This window comes from Fusicatenibacter sp. (assembly GCF_050872605.1).
Classification (GTDB): Bacteria; Bacillota; Clostridia; order Lachnospirales; family Lachnospiraceae; genus Fusicatenibacter.
The window spans coordinates 92,664-109,913 of sequence record NZ_JBNMHD010000002.1 but is presented as its reverse complement, the minus strand read 5'-3'; the positions used below and the strand labels follow the sequence as shown (position 1 = coordinate 109,913).

The 17,250-nt window shown below is 49.7% G+C and carries 13 protein-coding genes, 1 riboswitch and 1 other annotated feature; of the genes, 12 read left to right on the top strand and 1 reads right to left on the bottom strand.

Annotated features, from left to right (window positions below; genetic code table 11):
• Nucleotides 1-156: 156 nt before the first annotated feature.
• Nucleotides 157-357, bottom strand: a riboswitch (cobalamin riboswitch).
• Between the two features lie 101 nt (nucleotides 358-458).
• The 12 genes from ACY2VT_RS01305 (at nucleotide 459) to ilvC (ending at nucleotide 16,650) form a co-directional block, all read left to right on the top strand.
• Nucleotides 459-1,895 carry a SpoIID/LytB domain-containing protein gene (locus tag ACY2VT_RS01305; RefSeq protein WP_461878613.1) on the top strand — a complete coding sequence of 479 codons (1,437 nt, stop codon included), beginning with the start codon at nucleotides 459-461 and terminating at the stop codon, nucleotides 1,893-1,895.
• A 33-nt stretch (nucleotides 1,896-1,928) separates the two neighbouring features.
• Entirely contained in the window at nucleotides 1,929-2,951 is a 1,023-nt protein-coding gene (locus ACY2VT_RS01300; protein WP_461878612.1) for a LacI family DNA-binding transcriptional regulator, read from the top strand.
• Between the two features lie 313 nt (nucleotides 2,952-3,264).
• Nucleotides 3,265-5,109 (top strand): alpha-amylase family protein, encoded by a 1,845-nt coding sequence (locus tag ACY2VT_RS01295; protein ID WP_461878611.1) that lies wholly within the window; start codon nucleotides 3,265-3,267, stop codon nucleotides 5,107-5,109.
• Between the two features lie 111 nt (nucleotides 5,110-5,220).
• Nucleotides 5,221-6,090, top strand: a complete 870-nt coding sequence (locus ACY2VT_RS01290) for a YihY/virulence factor BrkB family protein (RefSeq protein ID WP_461878610.1) — start codon at nucleotides 5,221-5,223, stop codon at nucleotides 6,088-6,090.
• Nucleotides 6,091-6,163: 73 nt separating this feature from the next.
• Nucleotides 6,164-6,408 (top strand) — a binding site (T-box leader).
• Nucleotides 6,409-6,573: 165 nt separating this feature from the next.
• Nucleotides 6,574-7,620, top strand: coding sequence for a phenylalanine--tRNA ligase subunit alpha (gene pheS / locus ACY2VT_RS01285; RefSeq protein ID WP_022461828.1), 1,047 nt, complete (start codon nucleotides 6,574-6,576; stop codon nucleotides 7,618-7,620).
• A 31-nt stretch (nucleotides 7,621-7,651) separates the two neighbouring features.
• Nucleotides 7,652-10,096 carry a phenylalanine--tRNA ligase subunit beta gene (gene pheT / locus ACY2VT_RS01280; protein ID WP_461878609.1) on the top strand — a complete coding sequence of 815 codons (2,445 nt, stop codon included), beginning with the start codon at nucleotides 7,652-7,654 and terminating at the stop codon, nucleotides 10,094-10,096.
• A gap of 5 nt (nucleotides 10,097-10,101) precedes the next feature.
• Nucleotides 10,102-10,749 (top strand): histidine phosphatase family protein, encoded by a 648-nt coding sequence (locus tag ACY2VT_RS01275; protein ID WP_461878608.1) that lies wholly within the window; start codon nucleotides 10,102-10,104, stop codon nucleotides 10,747-10,749.
• Between the two features lie 218 nt (nucleotides 10,750-10,967).
• On the top strand, nucleotides 10,968-11,993 hold the full coding sequence (locus ACY2VT_RS01270) for an aldo/keto reductase (protein ID WP_461878607.1): 1,026 nt from the start codon (nucleotides 10,968-10,970) through the stop codon (nucleotides 11,991-11,993).
• Nucleotides 11,990-12,934 (top strand): AEC family transporter, encoded by a 945-nt coding sequence (locus ACY2VT_RS01265; protein WP_461878605.1) that lies wholly within the window; start codon nucleotides 11,990-11,992, stop codon nucleotides 12,932-12,934. The genes ACY2VT_RS01270 and ACY2VT_RS01265 overlap by 4 nt, the downstream gene beginning before the upstream one ends.
• A 108-nt stretch (nucleotides 12,935-13,042) precedes the next feature.
• Nucleotides 13,043-14,845 (top strand): glycoside hydrolase family 2 protein, encoded by a 1,803-nt coding sequence (locus ACY2VT_RS01260; protein WP_461878604.1) that lies wholly within the window; start codon nucleotides 13,043-13,045, stop codon nucleotides 14,843-14,845.
• Between the two features lie 121 nt (nucleotides 14,846-14,966).
• The gene (gene ilvN, locus ACY2VT_RS01255) at nucleotides 14,967-15,473 is read left to right on the top strand and encodes an acetolactate synthase small subunit (protein ID WP_055226439.1); all 507 of its coding nucleotides are present in this window, start codon (nucleotides 14,967-14,969) and stop codon (nucleotides 15,471-15,473) included.
• 157 nt (nucleotides 15,474-15,630) lie between these two features.
• Nucleotides 15,631-16,650, top strand: a complete 1,020-nt coding sequence (gene ilvC / locus ACY2VT_RS01250; protein ID WP_443647359.1) for a ketol-acid reductoisomerase — start codon at nucleotides 15,631-15,633, stop codon at nucleotides 16,648-16,650.
• A gap of 150 nt (nucleotides 16,651-16,800) precedes the next feature.
• On the opposite strand, the gene ACY2VT_RS01245 is transcribed toward ilvC, so the two are convergent.
• Entirely contained in the window at nucleotides 16,801-17,157 is a 357-nt protein-coding gene (locus ACY2VT_RS01245) for a sporulation initiation factor Spo0A C-terminal domain-containing protein (RefSeq protein ID WP_461878603.1), read from the bottom strand.
• Nucleotides 17,158-17,250 lie beyond the last annotated feature (93 nt).

Here is a 17,250-nt window from a genome sequence, read left to right as displayed (position 1 = left end):
ACTAAGAACAGGCGAAACCAGAATCTGAAACGGTTTACCCGGCCGTTTAATGCAATGCATAAATCTCGCTCGAAGGTTTCTAAAAATCTAATCGAAAATTTTCAGACATTCCATATCCCATAATAGTCTTTGAATGGAAGCTTTCATCGGAAGCATCAACCCTATGCATACAGAGCAGGTTTCCTGACTTACAGATCATCGTTCCACATTCCTTCTCATATGTTGCGGACATACAATGGATTTGTTATGCTTCACTCCCTGATTACAGTGACCGGATCGCCCAGGAATCTCACCTGAATTCCCTCTCTCACCAAAAGACGGATCTTCTTTTGATGCACTCTGGATGTTGATATGAAATTTATACACAACCGTACTATATACCATAGGGCGGTATTTGTCAAGGAAAAATCACAAAAAGAAAAGGAATCGGACAAAAAGCGGTGTGCATAGAATGAGATATGAAGAGAAAAAATGATGCAGCGGAACTGATACTGTTAGGCTTTGGGATTCTTCTGCTATTGCTTTTATTTGCCGTCAAGCGCCGTCTGGACGCACCGGAAGGGACAACAGAAAGCAGGGCGGAGACGATGGAAAACAAAAAGCAGGAAGAGGAGACGATACAGAATATGAAGCAGGAAAACGCTGTTTTTCTGAACAGCCAGAAGGAAGAAAAAAAAGAAACAACGGCAGCCGGACCGGTGCGGATCCGTGTTCTTCTGACCGACTGTGGAGAGCGGGGATATGCGCAGGAGACGGTGTCTCTGCGCGGAAACGTCCGCCTTTCTCTGAATGACGGCACATACATAGCTTCCCCGCAGGAGACGGTCTGCGTGACGGAAAAGGAATGTGGGGAAGTTCTGCATGTAACGCCGGAAGACGAAAGTGCGGGAACGGCAGTTTCCCTGACGGGAAAGCCGGAGGACGAGACGGTTTATCCGGGAAGTTTTGTCATCTATAAAAGCGAAGAGGGACTTCTTGTTGTAAATGAACTTGATCTGGAAATGTATCTTCGGTATGTCGTGCCGAGTGAGATGCCGTCCTCCTATGAAAAGGAGGCATTAAAAGCACAGGCGGTCTGTGCGAGAACGTATGCGTGTGCCAGGATTCGTGAAAAAACGTGGGAGAACTACCACGCGGATGTAGACGACAGCGTGGAAAGCCAGGTCTACCACAATATGGAAGCGCAGCCAGAGACAGACGCTGCGGTGGCGGAGACAGAAGGAAAAATCATCACCTGCGGCGGGGAACCAATTCAGGCGTATTTTTTCTCAACCTCCTGCGGGAAGACGAGTACGGATGAAGTGTGGAATACGGCGGAGACGGCAGAATATCTGAAGAGCGTGACGGTAGGCGGGGAGAAGCAGGAACCGGAGACGGAGGAGGCGTTTGCATCGTTTATCACCAAAAGGGACAGCACAAGTCTGGAAGTGGAGGACGGCTGGTACCGCTGGCAGGTGACGATTCCGGCGGATGTGCTGTCGGAACGGGCAGCGGATCAGAAAATCGGAGAGATCACGGGGATTGAGGTGCGGCGGCGGTCAGCGGGAGGTGCGGCAGAAACCGTCCGTATCGAGGGGGAAAAAGGATCCATGGAAATCGAGGGAGAGTATCAGATCCGAAAGTTCCTCTCGGCGAAAGGCTGGCCGATTCAGAAAAATGACGGAACTGTAAGCTGTGAGATGGAGCTGCTTCCGAGTGCCTGCTTTATCGTGGTTCCGGAAAAAGAAGGGGAAACGGCTGTCTCCTTTACATTTTACGGCGGCGGCTACGGCCACGGCGTCGGCATGTCACAGAACGGTGCGAAACATCTGGCAGAGCAGGGAAAATCGTATGAGGAGATTCTCCGTTATTTTTACCAGAACATCGAAATCGGCGACTGCCGTTCCCTTTTTTAAAAAAATCACCGAAAACAGATTTTTTGTGCTATAATGGGCGAAAGTGAAAAACAGTTAGAAAATGACGAGGAGAGAAACATGGCGACAATCAAGGACATAGCGGCACGCGCCGGCGTTACGGCGACGACGGTTTCCCGCGTGATCAACAACCGCGGATACATCAGTGAAGAGACAAGAAAAAAAGTAACGCAGGCGATGCAGGAAATGAATTACCAGCCGAATGAGCTGGCGCGTTCCCTGGCAAAAGCACATTCCAATACGATCGGGGTTATCGTTCCGCACATCTCGCACCCGTTTTTCAGTAAAATGATCAGTGCGCTCGAGAGCGCGGCGGCAAAGCGGGGCTACAAGATTCTGCTCTGCAACTCGAAAGATCAGCCGGAGAAAGAAACCGAATATCTCGATATGTTCATCTCCAACCGTGTGACCGGCGTCGTGATGGCAAGCCGCGATGTGCAGATTGAAAAATTTCATGATCTGAAAATTCCGATCGTCAATTTCGAGCGGGAGGAAAACACGGAGGCCATTACGATCCAGTGTGACAACGAGCAGGGAGGAGCGCTTGCAGCATCGCATCTTGCGGACTGCGGCTGCCGCCATCTGCTTCATTTCGGCGGAATCGTCGGAAGAGATATGCCGGCGGACCGGCGTGCGGATGGATTCCTGCGCGTCTGCCGGGAGCGGGGGATTGAAGGGGGAGTTCTTTTGAGTGACCGCTTAAGCTACGGCTCCATGCACTATGAATCCTATATTGAAAAGGGCCTTCTGGAGCACCCGGAGACGGACGGCATTTTTGCAAGCAGTGACCTGATTGCCGCACAGGTACTCCAGCGTCTTCATGCGATGGGAAAACGGGTGCCGGAAGAGGTCAAAGTTGTCGGTTTTGACGATACGGTGATTGCCGGGCTTACAACGCCGGCGATCACAACAATCCACCAGCCAATCGAGGAAATGTCGGAACTGTCAATGGAATATATTGACCACAGACGGAAAGGCGAACTGGTGCCGAATGTAACGACGATGCCGGTGCGTCTTGTTGTGCGGGATTCCGCGTGAAACAGACGGGAACAAATCAAGCAAAAAGAAACGAGAGGCTCCGCAGGAACAGAAACTGTGGAGCCTTTTTCAGACTGGAACCAAGAAGGCATCCGGTACAAAGAATGCTTCAGACCGGACAGGTAACCGATAAACAGAAAATAGTAAAAAAGGACAAAGAAAAAGAAAAAAATTTGTTAAAAAATACAGTATGTAAACGGTTGACATATAATTGCGGCAACGGTATACTGCAAGAGAAAGAAATGTAACACAGATCTGCGATCAGCGGAGCACTGTGACGAAATAAAGAATACGATAAAGGAGAACGAACAACATGACAGTGGAATATCAGAGAAGACTCGAGAAACACTACGATGAGCTGAAATGGCTCTACTGTGAGCTGTATCCAAACGGACAGGGAAGATTTGAAGAGCTCTGTGCGAGCATGGAGCAGTGGTACAAAGAGCGGAATAAAAAATGGAAAGCACTCGACCGTAAGAGAGAAAAACAGAAAGACTGGTACAAGAGCCAGAAAATGCTCGGCATGATGCTGTACATTGATGCCTTCGCAGACAACATCAGCGGTCTTGAGAAAAAACTGGATTACTTAAAGGAATGCAACGTGAACTACCTGCACCTGATGCCGTTCCTTGCTACCCCGAAAGGGAAGAGTGACGGCGGCTATGCCGTTGCTGACTACCGCACCGTACAGCCGTCCCTTGGAACGATGGAGGATCTGGCGGCACTCTCCGAAAAATGCCACGACCAGGGCATGAGCCTGTGCATGGATTTCGTTATGAACCACACTTCCGAGGATCATGAGTGGGCAAAGCGTGCGCTTGCCGGAGAAAAAGAGTATCAGGACCGTTACTTCTTCTTCGATAACTACGACATTCCGTCCGAGTACGAGAAAACCTGTCCGCAGGTGTTCCCGACAACTGCACCGGGCAACTTTACCTGGAGAGAGGACTGCCACAAATTTGTCATGACAACGTTCTACCCGTATCAGTGGGATCTGAACTATGCAAACCCGGTTGTCTTCAACGAGATGGTCAACAATATGCTGTATCTCGTCAACCAGGGAATTGATATCGTTCGCATTGATGCTGTTCCGTATATCTGGAAACAGCTCGGCACCACCTGCCGTAATCTGCCGCAGGTACATACGATTGTCCGCATGATGCGTATGATCACCGAGATCGTCTGCCCGGGCGTTCTGCTGCTCGGCGAGGTTGTCATGGAACCGGAAAAAGTTGTTCCGTATTTCGGAACTCTGGAAAAACCGGAGTGCCATATGCTGTACAACGTAACGACCATGGCATCCACCTGGCACACCATTGCAACGGCAGATACCCGTCTGCTGAAACATCAGATGGATGTTGTGACGAGACTGCCGAAGGACTATGTATTCCTGAATTATCTGAGATGCCACGATGACATCGGCTGGGGCCTTGATTACGAGTGGTTAAAACAGTTCGGCATCGCCGAGGCACCGCACAAGAAATATCTGAACGACTACTTCCGCGGCTATGTGGAGGGAAGCGATGCGAGAGGAGAGCTCTACAACGACGATCCTGTTCTGCAGGATGCGCGTCTCTGCGGAACGACGGCTTCTCTCTGCGGCCTTGAGGCAGCAGGATTTGAACAGAATGAGACAAAGACAGCACAGGCAATCCAGAGAATCGAGATGCTGAATGCATACCTCTTTATCCAGTCCGGTATTCCGGTCATCTACAGCGGCGACGAGATCGGCCAGGTCAATGATTACTCTTACAAAGAGAGTGAGGATTACGACCGCGCAGCCGACAGCCGTTACCTGCACCGCGGCCACTTCTGCTGGGATCTGGAGCCGGAGAAGGACAAAAAAGGAACAGTTCAGAACCAGATTTTTGCTTCGATGAAAAAAATGGAGGAACTGAAATTCAAATACCGTCCATTCGAGGGAGAGGCGGATGTCTGGACCGAGGAAACGTACGATACCGCACTTCTCTGTGTCTGCAGAAAATCCGGCAATGAGATGGTGACGGGAATCTTCAACTTCAGCAACGAGGACCGTACCGCATGGATCGATATGGGAGAGTTCACCTGGAAAGATCTGTTTACCGGCGAAAAACGTGTTCTGCGCGGTGTTCCGGTTCCGGCCCGCGGTTATGCATGGTATTACCGCAAATGGGACTGAGCCGGAAAAAAGTTTTGTACCTTGCTAAGGGAAGAAAAGTATGGTATGCTTTGTAAGCTATCCTGAAACAGGATGCGATCACGAAAACAAAGAAAAGGCGGTTTTGCCCAAATGATCAAAACAATCCGCGGTTTTATGAAGCGCCTGAATGAGGACCATGTCGGCGCATATGCATCGCAGAGTGCTTATTTCATTCTTCTTTCCTTTATTCCGTTTGTACTTCTGCTTGTCACGCTGGTCAAGTACACGCCGCTTACGCGCGACGATGTTTACAGCGTTCTGATCAATATGCTGCCCACGGAGTTTCAGAGCTACGTGGGCGGTATTGTAAATGAGGTCTTTTATCAGTCCTCCGCTTTTATGCCGATTACCATCATCACAACGCTGTGGTCGGCGGGTAAGGGGATTGCAGCCCTGACGAACGGGCTGAACAGTATTTATCACGTAAAAGAGACCAGAAATTATGTTGTGAACCGGCTGCGGGGCATGGCGTATACGCTGATTTTTGTCGTTGCGTTTCTCACCAGCCTTGTCCTTCTGGTATTCGGAACCCGGATCCAGAACAAGCTGACAGAGCATCTGCCGATGGTAGCACGTGTCACCTCGTCGATTATGGGGATGCGTACTCTCATCACGACCGGCGTACTTGCGATTCTGTTCCTTGTGCTGTATAAATGCATTCCGAACAGAAAGGCGAGCTGGAAAAGCCAGTGCCCGGGCGCGCTGATTTCGTCACTTGCCTGGTCAGTGTTTTCTCTCGCATTTTCCATGTATCTCGACATTGCACTTGCAACTTCCAACATGTACGGAAGCCTGACGATGATTGTGTTTATCATGATCTGGATGTATTTCTGTATGTGGATCCTCCTGATCGGCGCGGAAATCAATGCGTATTTCGAGGATAGACTGCGGAAACTGCAGAATGCGGCGATTGAGCATTTTATGGAAAATAAAGAGGGAAACAGAGAAGCAGAAAAATAATCTGCTTGACATCTTTGTGTCAAGACGGTACAATAAACATTGTTTATAAGGTTTTTAACGACCATTTCAAAAGAAAAATGCTGTGAAGATGTTCAGAGAATTATTTTTTCCGCCAGAGAGAGGGAGTCATCGGCTGCAAGCTCCTTCAGGTTCAGAAATAGTTCAAATTTCGCATCGGAGCAGATGTCCGGAACGCAAAATGCTTTTGCCAGTAGGGACAGACGTGTGGTGTACGTTACAGCACCGTTTATGAGTGTCTGCAGGAAGTATCTGCAGAAATCAGGGTGGTACCGCGAAATTTCAGATCTCGTCCCTTTTAGGGGCGGGATCTTTTTTTCATGAGCAACGAGCCAAACAGCCATGCTTGCATGGATATCTGGCGACTGCCGCGAAAATCAGACACCCCGTTGTTTGCAGCGGGGTATCTGATTGTTTTTCACATTTACCATCAAACAAGCAAGAAAAAGAAAGTAGGAGAGTCAAATGCAGGAAAAAAGTGTATTAACCGGCCATCTGTCTGAATTAAAACAGAAGATTGAAAATGGACTGGAAGAGCTGAAAAGCTCCAAAGAACTGTATGAATTTAAGAGCGAGTATCTGGAAGGAAAGAAAAGTAAGATCAGCGGGCTGATGAAAGAAATGAAAAACATTGCCCCGGAAGAGCGCGCAAACTACGGTAAATCCGTCAATGAGTTAAAAGAGTGGGCGCTTGGCCGCTTCCAGAAAGTGGAAGAGGAGATGAAAGAGCGCGAGCTGCAGAAGAAATATGAGTCCGAGAAAATCGACCTGACCCTTCCGGCAGAAGAGACAGCGATCGGAAACCTTCACCCGGTTACCCTGATCCGCAAACAGCTCATCGATATCTTTGCAGGCATGGGCTTTGAGGTATATGAGGGAAGAGAGATCGAGACCGATTACTACAACTTTACTGCACTGAATACACCACAGGATCACCCGGCAAGAGATATGCAGGATACCTTCTATCTCTCCCCGGAATTCCTGCTCCGTACCCAGACATCTGCAGGCCAGATCCATGTCATGGAAAATAAAAAGCCGCCGATCAAAATTCTTTCCCCGGGACGTGTTTTCCGTTCCGATGACGACGCAACCCATTCTCCGATGTTCCATCAGATGGAGGGACTCGTTGTCGACAAAAACATCACCCTCTGCGACCTGAAAGGAATGCTCGACGTACTCGTACAGAAGATCTACGGCGAGGGAACCACAACCCGTCTCCGTCCGTCTTACTTCCCGTTCACGGAGCCGTCCGTTGAGGTAGACTGCAGCTGCTTCGCCTGCGGCGGAAAAGGATGCAGCCTCTGCAAGGGAACCGGCTGGATCGAGGTTCTTGGAGCAGGTATCGTAAACAAACGCGTGCTGGAGAACTGCGGCATTGATTCAGAAGAGTACAGCGGCTTCGCTTTTGGTATCGGCCTGGAGCGTATCGCCATGCTGAAATACGGAATCAACAACATCAAACTGTTATTCGGTTCCGATCTGCGGGTTTTAAATCAGATTAACGAGAAATAAAGACGAAACAGTTTGAATTTGGAGGTTTAATATGTTAGTACCGTTAAGTTGGCTGAAAGAATATGTAGATATCGATGTTACCCCGGAAGAACTGGAGAAAAAATTGTTCGACGGCGGTTTTGAAGTAGAAGAGCGTTATCAGGTGGGAAAAGACATCAGCAATGTTGTTGTCGGCCTGGTGGAGAGCTGCGAGCCGATCCCGGAGACCCATCTTCATGTGTGCCAGGTAAATGCAGGAGAGCACGGCACCATGCAGATCTGCTGCGGCGCAGACAACGTGCACACCGGCGGAAAATTTCCGGTTGCCCTTCCTGGCGCTTCTGTTTATGCAACAGCAAAAGATCATAAGACCATCGAGGGTGTTATGACCATCAAAAAAGGAAAATTAAGAGGATATGAGTCCTGCGGAATGCTCTGCTCCGGCGTGGAGCTCGGCCTTACCGAGGATCTGTACCCGGGCGCAGGCTACAACGGACTGCTTGTTCTGCCGGAAGATGCCGAGCTTGGCGCAGATGTCAAAGAGCTGACCGGTCTTGACGACTGGATCTTTGATATCTCACTGACTGCAAACAGACCGGACTGCCAGAGTATCCTCGGTATCGCAAGAGAAGTATCGGCGATGCTGGAAAAACCTTTAAAAATGCCGGCAACCGATTACACCGAGACGGATGTGGAAAAAGAAGGCTTCTCTGTCCGTGTGGAAGCTCCGGAACTCTGCCCGCGTTACAGCGCTCATTACGTATATGACGTAAAAATCGGAGAGTCCCCGGCATGGATGAAACGCCGTCTGGCACTCGTCGGCATGTCCGCGATCTCCAACGTGGTTGATATCACAAACTACGTCTTAAAAGAGATCGGCCAGCCGATGCATGCCTTTGACTGTTCTTATCTGGAAGGCAATGAAATTTGTGTCAGAAGAGCAAAAGAGAACGAAAAGATTGTGACTCTCGATGAGCAGGAATACACAATGAATGAGAACAACCTCGTGATCTGCGACGGTGTAAAACCGGTTGCACTTGCCGGTGTCATGGGAGGCTTAAACTCCGAGATCCGCGACACGACAGAGGCTGTTATGTTTGAGTCCGCAAAATTCGCACGCGACAACGTCAGAAAGACAGCCCGTGCGCTTGGAAAAGCAACGGATGCCAGTGCAAGATATGAGAAAGGCGTGGACGAGTATTCAACCGTACTTGGTATGAAACGTGCCCTGCATCTGATGGAAGAGCTTGGCTGCGGTAAAGTTTCCCGTACCCATTTTGATGTCAACACTGGAAACTCCATCGATCCGACTCCGATGACTGTCAGTGTCAGCAAAGTAAACGGTGTACTCGGTATCGAAGTTCCGGAAGCAGAAATTCTTCGTATTATGAAGAACCTGAACTTTGCACCGGAAATCAACGGCGATGAGCTGACTATCCAGGTTCCGGCTTACCGTGAGGATATGCTGCCAGAGGGCGAGAACGATGTCGAGCGTTATCCGGATGTGGCAGAGGAAGTCATCCGTATGTACGGCTACGACCACGTAACAGATACCTTCCTTTCCGCTGCACAGGTAACGATGGGCGGCTACAATGAAGAGCAGAAAGGCGAGCTGGCACTGAAGAATACCTTATGCACCATGGGTATCTACGAGTGCATGCATTACTCCTTCTTCTCTCCGGCAGATCTGGATCTTTTGAAACTGCCTGCAGACGCAAAAGAGAGAAATGCCATCGAGATCATCAACCCGATCAACCAGGATCTGTCCCTGATGCGTACCACACTGGCAGCTTCCATGCTGAATGCCATTTCCAGAAATGAGAAACAGGGTACTCTTGAGGGAAGACTGTTCGAGGTAGCAAGCATCTATATTCCAGAGTCTCTGCCGCTGACATCCTACCCGGATGAAAGAAAAGTTCTCTGTGTCGGAACCTTCGGAAACAACGAGAGCTTCTTCACGATGAAAGGCATCGCCAACACCATCGCCGAGAGCATGGACATCGCGTTCACCTACGAGCCGGTTCAGAAATCCTTCCTGCATCCGTATCAGGCAGTGAAAGTACTCTGCGAGGGCACAGAAATCGGATACTTCGGAAAAGCAGCATACGATATCCAGAACGAGCTGAGCATGCGTACTTCCGCTTACATCATGGAGCTTGACTTAAAAGAGCTCTCCAGATGGTACGGCAAAAAACGCACCTTCCAGCCGATCTCCAAATTCCAGGAGGAGAAACGTGACCTGGCATTTGTGATGGACAAAAACATCAGCTGCGGCGATGTAGAGAACTGCATCCGCGAGGCAAACAAATACGTAAAAGAGATCCGTCTGTTTGATGTTTACGAGGGCGGCCAGATTCCGGAAGGCAAGAAGAGCATGGCGTTCACCGTCACCTTTGCACCGAAGGAAGAAGCATTTGACTTCGAAAAAGTACAGAAATTTGTCGAGAAGATCTGCAAGAAACTGCAGAATGAGTTCAACATCGAACTGAGAGGCTGATTTTTATGAAACTTTATATCATACGCCACGGCGAAACCGCGTGGAACGTAGAAGGCAGACTGCAGGGCCAGTCGGACACCGAGCTGAATGAGAACGGTGTCCGTCTGGCGAAAGTGACGGCGGAAGGACTGAAAAATATCCCGTTTGACCTTGGAATTTCCAGTCCGCTGCGCCGCGCAAAGCACACGGCAGAGCTCGTCCTTGCGGGCAGAAATGTGCCGCTTACGACCGACGACCGCCTGATGGAGCTTTCCTTTGGCTCCTGGGAAGGGCTTGGATGCCGGGCAAACAATTTTGAAATTCCGTCCGAACACTTCGAAGACTTTTACAAAGATCCGTTCCACTTCCGCCCGGCGGGAGACGGAGAGACGATCCAGGAGGTCTGCGACCGGGCAGAAGCGTTCTATCATGAGCTGACTGCAAAACCGGAGCTCCAGGACAAGACGATCCTGATCGCCACCCACGGCTGCTGCATGCGCGCGCTGCTGCGCAATGTCTATGAAGACAAGAACGACTTCTGGCACGGCGGCGTGCCGTACAACTGTGCGGTCAGCATCATCGAAGTACAGAACGGTGTTTCCACGCTGCTTGCGGATAATAAGATCTATTATGATCCGTCGGACTGTGTAAACTTTTATAAAGAAGTAAAATAAAAAATGATATTCAGAGGCAGACATAAAAGGAAAGTATTTCCCTTTGTGCCTGCCTCTTTAAATCGCGTTTGCCGTCTGACAGAAAGTGTGATACTATAGAAATAACGGATTTTAACACCATTAGACAAGTCGCAGTCGAACTATTTTCGACATGTCAGACTCCGTGAAATACCGACTGTGAGTTGAAATAACGAAAGCGAAAAAGGAGGAACATAAGTATGTCCATGGTAACACTGGGAAGCACAGGAATCTGTGTAAACAAGAACGGCTTCGGCGCGCTGCCGGTACAGCGTGTCACGAAAGAAGACGCTGTTTATCTGCTGCGCAAAGCGTATGACGGAGGCATCCGCTTTTTTGATACCGCGCGTGCCTACAGCGACAGCGAGGGAAAATTAGGCGCAGCGTTTGAGGGAATGCGTGAGAAGGTCTTTATCTCTACGAAGACGATGGCAAAGGATGTAGAGGGCTTCTGGAAGGATCTGGAGACAAGCCTTTCCCTGTTAAAGACCGATTATATCGATATCTATCAGTTCCACAATCCATCCTTCTGTCCAAAGCCGGGAGACGGAACCGGCCTGTATGAGGCGATGCTGGAAGCAAAAGCACAGGGAAAAATCCGCCACATCGGTATCACGAACCACCGCATGAGTGTGGCAGAGGAGATCATCGAGTCCGGTCTTTACGAGACGCTGCAGTTCCCGTTCTGCTATCTGGCAACGGACCGTGAGAAAGCACTGGTACAGGGCTGCAAAGAGAAAAATATCGGTTTTATCGCAATGAAAGCGCTCTCGGGCGGCCTGATCACAAACTCCGCGGCTGCATATGCCTTTGAAGACCAGTACGACAACGTGCTTCCGATCTGGGGCGTCCAGAGAGAAAAAGAGCTGGACGAGTTCTTAAGCTACATTGCCTGTCCGCCTGCCATGACGGATGAAATCAAGGCGATCATCGAGAAAGACCAGAAAGAGCTCTCCGGCAACTTCTGCCGCGGCTGCGGTTACTGTATGCCGTGTCCGGCAGGCATTGAGATTAACACCTGCGCGCGCATGAGCCTGCTTCTGCGCCGTTCCCCGTCCGCCAACCAGCTCACCGAGCGCGGTCAGGCGATGATGAAGAAAATCGAAGGCTGTCTCCACTGCGGCGCCTGCATGAAGAAATGTCCCTACGGTCTGAATACGCCGAAGCTTCTCGAAGAGAACTACGAAGATTATAAAAATGTACTGGCAGGAAAAACACTGGTATGAGTAATCTGATCTTCAGCCTGAACGCGACGATGCCGATCTTCCTGACAATGATTTTGGGACTTTTCTTTCGAAAGGTTGGTATTCTGGACGAATCGTTCACAAGCAAAATGAACAAATTTGTGTTTAAAATCGCACTCCCGGTGCTGCTGTTCCAGGATCTGTCGGATTCTGATTTCTCCGCTGTGTGGGATATCAAATTCGTTCTGTTCTGCTTCTTTGCAACACTGCTCTCAATTCTTGCGGTATGGGGACTTTCCCATCTCTTAAAAGAGAGAAGTGCAAGAGGCGAATTTATCCAGGCGGCGTACCGGAGCAGTGCGGCGATCCTTGGTATTGCCTTTATCCAGAATATCTACGGAAATTCCGGCATGGCGCCGCTGATGATCATCAGCAGTGTGCCGCTGTATAATATCATGGCAGTTGTCGTTCTTGCAGTATTCCGCCCGGAACGGGAGGAGATCACGGCAGATTTTGTGAAAAAAACGGCGAAAAATATCGTGACAAACCCGATTATCCTCGGGATCGCTGCAGGACTGCTCTGGTCGGTGCTTCGCATTCCAAAGCCGGTGATTCTGCAGAAAACGGTGCAGAATATTGCAGTACTTGCAACGCCGCTCGGCCTGATTGCGATGGGTGCGTCGTTTGAGGCAAAGAGCGCGGCAAAGAATATCCGGCCGTCGATTGCAGCAGCTGCGATTAAGCTGGTCGGTCTTGCAGCCGTCTTTCTGCCGATCGCCGTGGTGCTTGGCTTCCGTCAGGAGAAATTGGTGGCAATCCTTGTGATGCTGGGTTCCGCAACGACGGTGAGCAGTTTTATCATGGCGAAAAATATGGGTCATGAGGGAAGTCTGACGGCAAATACCGTTATGATCACAACGTGCGGCAGTGCCTTTACGCTGACGTTCTGGCTGTATCTGATGAAAACGCTGGCGTTTATCTAGCCGGATTGCGAATATCCGCTTTGATTTTCAGTACACCAAAAGCGTGTCCGGGATTTTGTACGGGCACGCTTTTATCAATCATAAAAATCAGAAAAAAGAGGGAAAAGAATGGACTTCAAAAATGCGGTCAAAGCATTACAGATTGGAAAAAAGGAAGGAAAAAAATTCCGCCTTTCTACGGAATTTGGGAAAAATCCGGAAGAAGAGCTCCCGTTTCCGGAATATCCGCGTCCGCAGATGCGCCGGGAAAACTGGACAAATCTGAACGGATGGTGGGAGTATGCGTTCACGGAAACGCAGAAAATGCCAAAACAGCGGGACGGAAAAATTCTCGTTCCGTTTTCCCCGGAGTGCAATGCGTCCGGCGTGAAGCGGCAGCTGCTTCCCAAAGAATATCTGTGGTACTTCCGCACGATTCAGCTTCCCAAAATTCCTGCCGGAAAACGGCTGCTGCTGCAGTTCGGCGCCGTGGATCAGGATGCGGTAATTTACTGCAACGGAAAGCGTGCCGGAGGCCATCTCGGCGGGTATCTTTCTTTTTCAGTGGATCTTACGCCGTATCTCAAAACGGGAGAGAACGAGCTTGCCGTCAAGGTGCGCGATGAGACGGACACGGACTGGAAGGGCCGCGGAAAGCAGAGCCTTACCCCGGGCGGCATGTTTTACACCGCGCAGAGTGGCATCTGGCAGAGCGTCTGGATGGAATGGGTGCCGGAGACGTATCTGGAACGCATCGTGATCACGCCGGAATATGATACGGCGAGCGTAAAAGTACGGGTTTTCCTCAACGGACCGGATGCGGGACTGACGAAAAAAATTACGGTTCGGGAGAGCGAAGCGCCGGATGCGAAGGTGATCTGCGTCCGGGAGACGAGAGAAAACGAGGCGGAGCTGATTCTCGGTAATTTTGCAGGCTGGAGCCCGGAACATCCGCATCTCTATGGGGTTTCCATTGAAGCGGGAGAAGACCGCGTCGAGAGTTATTTCGGCATGCGCAAATTCGGCATTGGAAAAGATGAGAAAGGAATCACGCGTCTTTTCTTAAACGGAAAGCCATATTTCCAGAACGGTGTCCTCGACCAGGGTTACTGGCCGGAAAGCCTCTACACGCCGCCGTCCGATGAGGCGATGGTTTATGACATTAAGACGGCAAAACGCCTCGGTTTCAATATGATCCGGAAACACCTGAAAGTTGAGTGCGCAAGATGGTATTCCCACTGCGACCATATCGGTATGCTGGTGTGGCAGGATATGATCAACGGCGGCGGCCGGTCGATCCAGACGTTCCTTTTGTATCTTCCGACGGTACTGCCGTTTGTGACAACGGAATTCAGGGACAACTGTTATCCGCTCTTTTCGCGGACTTCGAAAACGGGAAGAGAGTGGTGGAAGCGGGAGTGCCGCGAGACGATCCGTCAGCTTTACAATGCGCCGTGCGTGTCTCTCTGGGTTTTGTTCAACGAGGGATGGGGACAGTTTGATGCCAGGGAGATGACAGAAATGGTGCGAGCCCTCGATCCGACGCGGCAGATCGACCACGCGAGCGGCTGGTACGATCAGGGAGCGGGGGACATCAAGAGCCTTCACAATTACTTCCGTCCATTAAAAGTAAAACCGGAGGAGCGCGCGTTTGCTTTTTCTGAATACGGCGGCTATACGTATCCGGTACAGGAGCATCTCTACTCCGAAAAATCGTTCGGCTACCGCACATATCAGAACCAGGCACAGTACCGGAAAGCGATGGATGCACTGGCAGAAAAGATAAGAGAACTCACAGAACAGGGACTTGCCGCAGCAGTCTACACACAGCTTACCGATGTCGAGGAGGAGTCGAACGGCATCCTTACGTATGACCGGAAGGTGTGCAAATGGGAACCGCAGGAGGCAAAAGATTTTTGCTCAAAAGAATAATTTGGTAAAATTTTTGTTGACAAAGCGAGGATAAGTTGCTAATATATTGGATAAGGCGTTGGAAGTTGTAAGAAATTGCTGAAAATCCGCGGCGCCTGCGGATGGAGGAAAGTTGGTGTTTATGGAACAGAAAAGAACATTATCCCTGCTGGTGGATAATACGCCGGGACTTTTAAGCAGAGTAGCTGGTCTTTTCAGCCGACGCGGATACAATATCGAGACGATCACCGCCGGTGTGACAGCAGACCCGCGATACACAAGAATGACCGTTGTTCTGTACTGCAGTGATGAAATGATTCTGGAGCAGATCAAAAAACAGCTGGCAAAACTTGTCGATGTGCGGGATATCAAAGAGCTGAAGCCGGACGAGAGTGTCAGACGAGAGCTGATGCTGGTCAAGATCCGTGTGAATGAAAATGAACGCCGCAATGTCATCGCCATCTCCGATGTCTTCCGTGGAAGAATCGTGGATGTGGGACAGGAAAGCCTGATCGTAGAGTTGACCGGAAACCAGTCAAAGCTCGAAGGGTTCCTGAATCTGGTACAGGGATACGAAATCCTGGAACTCGCCAGAACAGGAGTGACAGGACTCTCGAGAGGAGTCCACGATGTGCGTTACCTCGATTAACGCAGATCACATTACATACGTTTGCTAGAGGAATGAAATTTTTGTATAGAAAAGTTCATTTCCCTGACAAACAGCAAAAGGCAGAAATGCTTTTCGCTGTATAAATTGACCGACCTGCCGCCGGTCAAGACATTCTATATATATGGAGGAAAATAAAATGGCAGCAAGACTTTTTTATCAGGAAGATTGTAATCTCTCTTTACTGGAAGGCAAAAAAATCGCAATTATCGGTTACGGAAGCCAGGGACATGCTCATGCACTGAACCTGAAAGATTCCGGCTGTGATGTTATTATTGGACTTTATGAAGGCAGCAAATCCTGGGCAAAAGCAGAAGCACAGGGATTCAAAGTATATACCGCTGCTGAGGCTGCAAAACAGGCTGATATCATCATGATCCTGATCAACGATGAGAAACAGGCTGCAATGTACAAAAAAGATATCGAGCCAAACCTGGAAGAGGGCAACATGCTGATGTTCGCTCATGGTTTCGCTATCCACTTCGGACAGATCGTACCTCCGAAGAACGTAGATGTAGCTATGATCGCTCCGAAAGCACCTGGCCACACAGTAAGAAGCGAGTATCAGGCTGGCAAAGGAACTCCTTGCCTGGTTGCTGTTGAGCAGGATTACACCGGAAAAGCACTGGACAAAGCACTGGCTTACGGCCTTGGAATCGGCGGAGCAAGAGCTGGTCTTCTGGAGACAACCTTCAGAACTGAGACAGAAACAGACCTGTTCGGTGAGCAGGCAGTTCTCTGCGGCGGTGTTTGCGCCCTGATGCAGGCTGGATTCGAGACTCTGTGTGAGGCTGGATACGACCCAAGAAACGCATACTTCGAGTGCATCCATGAGATGAAACTGATCGTAGATCTGATCTATCAGTCCGGATTTGCAGGAATGAGATACTCTATCTCCAACACAGCAGAGTATGGCGATTATATCACCGGACCGAAGCTGATCACAGAAGAGACAAAGAAGACTATGAAGAAAATCCTTTCCGATATCCAGGATGGTACTTTCGCAAAAGACTTCCTTCTGGATATGTCTCCGGCAGGCGGACAGGCTCACTTCCGCGCTATGAGAAGAAAAGCTGCAGAGCATCCGTCAGAGAAAGTCGGAGAAGAAATCAGAAAACTGTACAGCTGGAGCAACGAGGACAAACTGATCAACAACTAATCGGTTTGTTGTCAAATGATCCATATCGGGAGGCTGCCTTTGTGGGCAGTCTCCTTTTTGCTCTATCCTGAAAAAAACACTTCCGCGCCATGCATATCCCCCAATATGATACGGCGAGGAAGTGTTTTTCTTTTGCATATTCGTTTTTTTTTATGCCTCCTGACGACAGGCAGGAAAAGCGCGGTAGTACTTGATATAAGAACTTAAAATATCAAAAAATTCGGAATTGGTCGGTTTTGTCAGAAGCGGATGCACAGAAAGCGAAAAGAGCAGATCACGGTTTCCGCGGGTCCAGCAGACGGAAATAGCGGTGCGGATGTCTCGTTCGACGCAGGAGGACGATACCTGAAACGTTTGTGCGATCTTTGGGTACAGCGTTTTGCTGACCCGAAGGAGATAATCTTCGTCTTCCATGCATAAAGCGATACCATAGGCGAGATAGCGAAATCCGCGGTATTTTGCACCAATTCCTAAAGAGTGTAGTAGAAAGTAAATTTCAGTTTCCATTACGATGTCTCCTTTTGTTCAGTTTTTACATAGTCTTTGCAGACGGGCATGCCAGAGGTGAAAGTTTGTATGGCATACGATTTTTCCCCTTTC

Coding starts and splice junctions, on each gene's coding strand:
- ACY2VT_RS01245 (WP_461878603.1), bottom strand. CDS start 17,157: ATGGAAACTGAAATTTACTTTCTACTACACTCTTTAGGAATTGGTGCA.
- ACY2VT_RS01305 (WP_461878613.1), top strand. CDS start 459: ATGAAGAGAAAAAATGATGCAGCGGAACTGATACTGTTAGGCTTTGGG.
- ACY2VT_RS01265 (WP_461878605.1), top strand. CDS start 11,990: ATGAGTAATCTGATCTTCAGCCTGAACGCGACGATGCCGATCTTCCTG.
- pheT (WP_461878609.1), top strand. CDS start 7,652: ATGTTAGTACCGTTAAGTTGGCTGAAAGAATATGTAGATATCGATGTT.
- ACY2VT_RS01275 (WP_461878608.1), top strand. CDS start 10,102: ATGAAACTTTATATCATACGCCACGGCGAAACCGCGTGGAACGTAGAA.
- ACY2VT_RS01295 (WP_461878611.1), top strand. CDS start 3,265: ATGACAGTGGAATATCAGAGAAGACTCGAGAAACACTACGATGAGCTG.
- ilvC (WP_443647359.1), top strand. CDS start 15,631: ATGGCAGCAAGACTTTTTTATCAGGAAGATTGTAATCTCTCTTTACTG.
- ACY2VT_RS01260 (WP_461878604.1), top strand. CDS start 13,043: ATGGACTTCAAAAATGCGGTCAAAGCATTACAGATTGGAAAAAAGGAA.
- ACY2VT_RS01300 (WP_461878612.1), top strand. CDS start 1,929: ATGGGCGAAAGTGAAAAACAGTTAGAAAATGACGAGGAGAGAAACATG.
- pheS (WP_022461828.1), top strand. CDS start 6,574: ATGCAGGAAAAAAGTGTATTAACCGGCCATCTGTCTGAATTAAAACAG.
- ACY2VT_RS01290 (WP_461878610.1), top strand. CDS start 5,221: ATGATCAAAACAATCCGCGGTTTTATGAAGCGCCTGAATGAGGACCAT.
- ilvN (WP_055226439.1), top strand. CDS start 14,967: ATGGAACAGAAAAGAACATTATCCCTGCTGGTGGATAATACGCCGGGA.
- ACY2VT_RS01270 (WP_461878607.1), top strand. CDS start 10,968: ATGTCCATGGTAACACTGGGAAGCACAGGAATCTGTGTAAACAAGAAC.